This is a genomic window from Mesorhizobium sp. M7A.F.Ca.US.002.01.1.1, assembly GCF_004022955.1.
GTDB lineage: Bacteria > Pseudomonadota > Alphaproteobacteria > Rhizobiales > Rhizobiaceae > Mesorhizobium > Mesorhizobium ciceri.
Genome location: NZ_RZQE01000595.1, coordinates 1 through 3,066 on the forward strand (window position 1 = coordinate 1; position 3,066 = coordinate 3,066).

Genomic DNA, 3,066 nt, shown 5'->3' on the forward strand with positions numbered 1-3,066 from the left:
GATCAAGGCAGGCCAGTCCGTCATCGACGGTCAGCTAAAGGCCCTCATCGCCAATGATGGCGCCACCGCCTACAGCTTCGCCGCCCCGAATGTGAAGCGGATCTTCCCGACCGTCGATGCCTTCATGAACATGGTGACCAACGGCTATCCGCCGGTGCGCAAGCCGCAGACTTATTCCTTCGGCAAGGTCGAGGAGACCGGTCCGGGTTCGATCGTCCAGCAGGTGCTGATCGTCGGCCCCGATGGCAAGGATTACGAGGCGGTCTATACGCTGCAGCAGCAGCCCGACGGCACGTTCCAGATCACCGGCTGCAGCCTGCGCGCCTCGAATTCGCTCAGCACTTGAGGCCTTACAGCAACGGGATATCGCCCCTCGCCCAGCCCTCGGTGATTTCGGCGCCGCGCGCCTCGAAGGTGCCAGCCTCGATCGCAGCGCGGATGTCCTGCATCAGTTTCTGGTAGTAGGACAGGTTGTTCCACGTCAAAAGCATGGCGCCGAGCGCTTCCTGCGAGCGCACCAGATGATGCAGATAGGCGCGTGAGTAGTCACGGGCGGCCGGGCAGTCGCTTTCCTCGTCGAGTGGGCGCGGATCGTCAGCATGGCGGGCGTTGCGCAGATTGACCTTGCCGCGCCTTGTATAAGCAAGGCCGTGGCGGCCGGCCCGTGTCGGCATCACGCAGTCGAACATGTCGATGCCGCGCGCCACCGACTTCAGGATATCGTCAGGCGTGCCGACGCCCATCAGATAGCGCGGCTTGTTATCAGGCAGCTCCGGACAGGTGATGTCGAGCATCTCGAGCATCACCGCTTGCGGTTCGCCGACGGCCAGGCCGCCGACCGCATAGCCCTTCAACTCCATCGCGCTCAGCGCCTGCGCCGATCGCACCCGCAGCGCTGCGTTGTCGCCGCCTTGCACGATGCCGAACATCGCCTTGCCCGGCTGGTCGCCGAACGCCGTCTTGCAGCGCTCGGCCCAGCGCAGCGACAGCTCCATGGCGCGCTCGATCTCCTTCATTTCGGCCGGCAGCGCCGTGCATTCGTCGAGCTGCATCTGGATATCGGAATCGAGCAGTCCCTGGATCTCGATCGACCGCTCCGGCGACATCTCGTAGGCGGCGCCATCGATATGCGAGCGGAAGGTGACGCCCTTTTCGGTCAGCTTTCTCAGCTTCGACAGCGACATTACCTGGAAACCGCCACTGTCGGTCAGGATCGGATGCGGCCAGCGGGCGAATTCATGCAAGCCGCCGAGCCGCGCCACACGCTCGGCGCCTGGCCGCAGCATCAGATGGTAGGTGTTGCCAAGGATGATGTCGGCGCCGACGCCGCGCACCTGGTCCATATACATCGTCTTGACGGTACCGCCGGTGCCGACCGGCATGAAGGCCGGCGTGCGGATTTCGCCGCGCGGCATGTCGATCACGCCGCGCCGCGCCTTGCCGTCGATTGCCAGAACCTTGAAGCTGAACTGCTTAGCCATTGAATTCCTTGTCGTGGACCGGGGCGTCCGGCGCCTGCTTGTCGAGCGACTGGCGGTAGTGGATGCAGCCGCGCATGAATTTTGGCCAGGGCGGCACGGCGATCGATGGTTCGGTTTTTTCCGGCAGCAGGTCCCACAGATCGGGGTGATGCCAGCACAATTCATGGCCGGTGGAATCGCGGTGCTGGCGAATGCCGGCGCGCAGTTTTTTCACTTCCGCGATCAGCGCATCGCGGTCAAAGGCTTGCAGATCATCGTCCATCGCTCGTCTCCGCTCGGAAAAGCAGGCTTGCGTCGCCATAGGAATAGAATCTGTAACGGTTCGCGATGGCATGGACATAGGCCGCGCGCATCGTGTCGAGGCCGCTGAAGGCCGAAACCAGCATGAACAGCGTCGAGCGCGGCAGATGGAAATTGGTCATCAGCATGTCGGCGGTGCGAAAACAGTAGCCGGGCGTGATGAAGATATCGGTCGGGCCGGACCACGCAGCCAGAGTACCGTCCTCACGCGCCGCACTCTCCAGCAGACGCAGCGAGGTCGTGCCGACAGCAACGATGCGCCCGCCCCTTGCTCTTGCGGCATTCAGGGCGTCCGCAGTGGCTTCGCTGACCGACCCGGTCTCGGCATGCATCTTGTGGTCGGCGGTGTCGTCCGCCTTGACCGGCAGGAACGTACCGGCGCCGACATGCAAGGTGACGAAGCGGCGTTCGACGCCTTTGGCGTCAAGCGCTGCAAAAAGCTCCGGCGTGAAATGCAGGCCCGCTGTCGGAGCCGCGACGGCGCCCTCCTCGCTTGCATAGATGGTCTGGTAATCGGCCCGGTCGCGTTCGTCGTCGTCGCGTTTCGAGGCGATATAGGGCGGCAGCGGAATATGGCCTACCGCGTGCAGCGCCTCGTCGAGGAACGGCCCCGACAGATCGAAGCCAAGCAGCGCCTCGCCGCCCTCACCTTTCTCGATCACCGTGGCGTCGAGCTGACCGAGGAAACAGGAATTGCCGTCATGGCCGAAATGGATGCGGTCGCCGGCGGCAATGCGCTTGCCCGGCCGCATGAAGGCCAGCCAGCGGTCCGGCGCCATGCGCATATGCAGCGTGGCTTCGACCTGCGCCGTCGCCTCGCCCCGCCGCCTTATGCCTTTGAGTTGCGCCGGAATGACCTTGGTGTCGTTGAACACCAGCACGTCGCCGGCACTGAGCAAGGACGGCAGGTCGCCAACCGTCCGGTCCTCGAGCCCTTCGCCGGGCTTGACCAGAAGCATCTTGGCGCTGTCACGCGGCTGCGCCGGGCGGAGCGCGATGCGCTCCTCCGGCAAGTCGAAGTCAAAGAGATCGACGCGCATCAGTAGAGCCGGACGAGCAGCGCTCCGGCTAAGAGCAGCACCGCGCCGGCAACGCGTCCCAGCGAGATTTCACGCACCGCGACGCCGAGGAAGCCGACGCGGTCGATGAGCATGCCGGCCAGCAACTGGCCGGCGACCAGAAACGCCATCAGCGCGGCAGCACCTATGCGTGGCGTCAGGATCGTCGACAGCGTGACATAGAAACCGCCGAGCATGCCGCCGGCCACGAACAGCCAGGGCGCCGG

5 protein-coding genes are annotated in these 3,066 nt (G+C 64.6%); 1 reads left to right on the forward strand and 4 read right to left on the reverse strand.

All coding sequences use genetic code 11. The annotated features are described in order from the left end of the window. Positions 1 to 346 (forward strand): DUF4864 domain-containing protein (locus EN932_RS32540; protein WP_128369384.1); only part of this gene is annotated, 346 nt, incomplete at its 5' end. 4 nt (positions 347 to 350) lie between these two features. Here EN932_RS32540 and tgt read toward each other — a convergent pair. The 4 genes from tgt to EN932_RS32560 form a co-directional block, all read right to left on the reverse strand. Continuing rightward, positions 351 to 1,481, reverse strand: a complete 1,131-nt coding sequence (gene tgt, locus EN932_RS32545) for a tRNA guanosine(34) transglycosylase Tgt (RefSeq protein ID WP_013531821.1) — start codon at positions 1,479 to 1,481, stop codon at positions 351 to 353. Then, the gene (locus EN932_RS32550; protein WP_013531822.1) at positions 1,474 to 1,743 is read right to left on the reverse strand and encodes a hypothetical protein; all 270 of its coding nucleotides are present in this window, start codon (positions 1,741 to 1,743) and stop codon (positions 1,474 to 1,476) included. Before EN932_RS32550 ends, tgt begins: the two co-directional genes overlap by 8 nt. Then, entirely contained in the window at positions 1,733 to 2,821 is a 1,089-nt protein-coding gene (queA, locus tag EN932_RS32555) for a tRNA preQ1(34) S-adenosylmethionine ribosyltransferase-isomerase QueA (protein WP_127388488.1), read from the reverse strand. The genes EN932_RS32550 and queA overlap by 11 nt, the downstream gene beginning before the upstream one ends. Then, on the reverse strand, positions 2,821 to 3,066 hold a 246-nt coding region (locus tag EN932_RS32560; protein WP_206618987.1), incomplete at its 5' end, for a DMT family transporter. The genes EN932_RS32560 and queA, both read right to left, overlap by 1 nt.